The organism is Pseudomonas sp. TWR3-1-1 (assembly GCF_049896545.1).
Lineage (GTDB): Bacteria > Pseudomonadota > Gammaproteobacteria > Pseudomonadales > Pseudomonadaceae > Aquipseudomonas > Aquipseudomonas weihenstephanensis.
Genome location: NZ_JAFCUO010000035.1, coordinates 1 through 1880 on the forward strand (window position 1 = coordinate 1; position 1880 = coordinate 1880).

Genomic DNA, 1880 nt, shown 5'->3' on the forward strand with positions numbered 1-1880 from the left:
AGATCAGACAGCACCGGTTGGTCGGCGTGGCGGTATTCGTGATGCAGCATCACGCCCGCGCCGTTGCGCAGTTCGATGTGGGCCAGCAGGAAGCGATCGCCGTGGCGAACGTAGGTTTCTTTGCGATCGAAGCCTCGACATAGCATCAACCTGTTTTGATCAAGGCGTACAACAGTCAGGTTTTCGATGGCGTCGAAGTGAAACAGGCGCTCTTTGGGCAATGGATAGTCATGGCTTCGTCCATCGGCGTCGTGGAACGTCAGGGCATCACCAATACAATCAAAACGGGTAGTGAACTCGGTCACCCAACGGGCACCCATCACGTCCTGATCGTAAGCACTCAGGGCCGAGAAATAAGTACGTGTCCACTCAATCGGGAACGGGCCGGGCAAGCTGAAATCGGTATGTTCGAGCGACTCCGAGCCCATTGCAAAGTTGATGCTGTTACAGGTGCCGACACAGGTGCCATTCTTTTCTTCATTGGCTTTTTTCTTGGGCGGTACTTCGTTTTTCCTGACCTCCAATTGCCCCTTACCCTGAATGTATTGGGCTTTGCTGGTGGTGCCCTTTTTGATGCTGCTGGACAGTGCGCGCGGGTTACGCACATGCCATAACTGAACCGCTTTATTCAGCATCACCACCAGCGAGCCGATGGAGCCCTTCAAGGCTGGATCGTTGAGCTTTCTGAGCTGCACGCGCAGCTCAGGGCCCATCGTTATCAAGCGTTCAGTTTGTTCATAAACCCGTTTTTTGGCCTGATCGGGCATCAGAAGCTTGGCTGCTGAGTTAGCCATGCCTTTACCTGCGGCGACCTGAAGATCACGCAAGGCACTGTAGACATTCGTAATGATGCGCAACGGGTCGCGCTTAAGCTGCTCAGTATTGATTGACGTTATATTTTTCTGCGCGCTGACAAGACGCCCTTTTACGTCCATATCACCATCGACCAGTGCCCTCATGCCTTTGGCAAGGTCCAGTACAAACGCTTCGCCTAATTGCCCCGCCTGCTCCAGCAGACCCGGTAGCTGGCTTTGAGCGGTCGTTAGAAAGTGTTCGAGTTTGCCTACGATCGTTGCGTTGAGGTGCCCAACAACAATTTCAATCAGGGCATCACCCAGCAACATCTTGCCGACGTTGGCCAGCTCTCTGCGGACCAAAAACAAAATGGGGCGCAAGCTCATGCGCGCAACGGTGCTGCCCGGGAAAGGAATGATGCACACTAGGTTGATCCCCAAACTCACCCAGTCGAGCAGTTCCTTCCCTTCTGTTCTAACCAGCGTCACGATGTCGCTAATTGCATCAGCCAACGCCATGGCATTGCCAACCACTGGAATCAACCCGGCAACGTTTTGTATACGGTCCAGAGTAACGACACCCCCACTGGCGTCTTGTAGCCAGGCATCAATGGCAGAAACATCGCGCCCCACATCTTCGATCTGGATCTCATCCAGAGGAACAATCGCAATTTGTGGCTCACGGGTTTTAGCTACAGCATTTTCAGTCGTCATGACAGCATCTCACCCGCCAGCAGGCCGGGGGTTTTGAAGACCAGCACCTGAAAATCCGCCCCGTCGAGGGCCAGCGTGAAATGGGGCTGATGAGCCGGTGCGAACATCCGTTGTTCCTCATGCAATGTTGCGTTTTTTGTCGCCTGAAGCGGCACGACAAAAACAGAAAACTCTGGGGTCAAACCTCACGCACCGCCCCGAATCGGGCCGGTACGCTCAAACGATAAGCCAGCCTTAGCCCGCGACCGGAGTACGCCAGTCATCCGAACCGGATGTGCCGGACACTTCGTGGGTCCAGGTGATTTTGCGGTAGGTGAATTCCACGTCTTCCAGGTGCGTGAAGTGCGAATTCGACGGGTCCTGGCAGTTGTG

General features: G+C 54.5%; 2 protein-coding genes and 1 pseudogene. All 3 read right to left on the reverse strand.

Translation table 11 applies throughout. The annotated features are described in order from the left end of the window. A partial coding sequence (locus ACP7A4_RS22975) for a DUF6531 domain-containing protein (RefSeq protein WP_426248496.1) occupies nt 1–1508 on the reverse strand: 1508 nt, incomplete at its 3' end. Next, nucleotides 1505–1690, reverse strand: coding sequence for a hypothetical protein (locus ACP7A4_RS22980; protein WP_203304058.1), 186 nt, complete (start codon nt 1688–1690; stop codon nt 1505–1507). The genes ACP7A4_RS22980 and ACP7A4_RS22975, both read right to left, overlap by 4 nt. Nucleotides 1691–1742: 52 nt before the next feature. Further along, a pseudogene (locus tag ACP7A4_RS22985) lies at nt 1743–1880 on the reverse strand (Hcp family type VI secretion system effector); the annotation flags it as partial.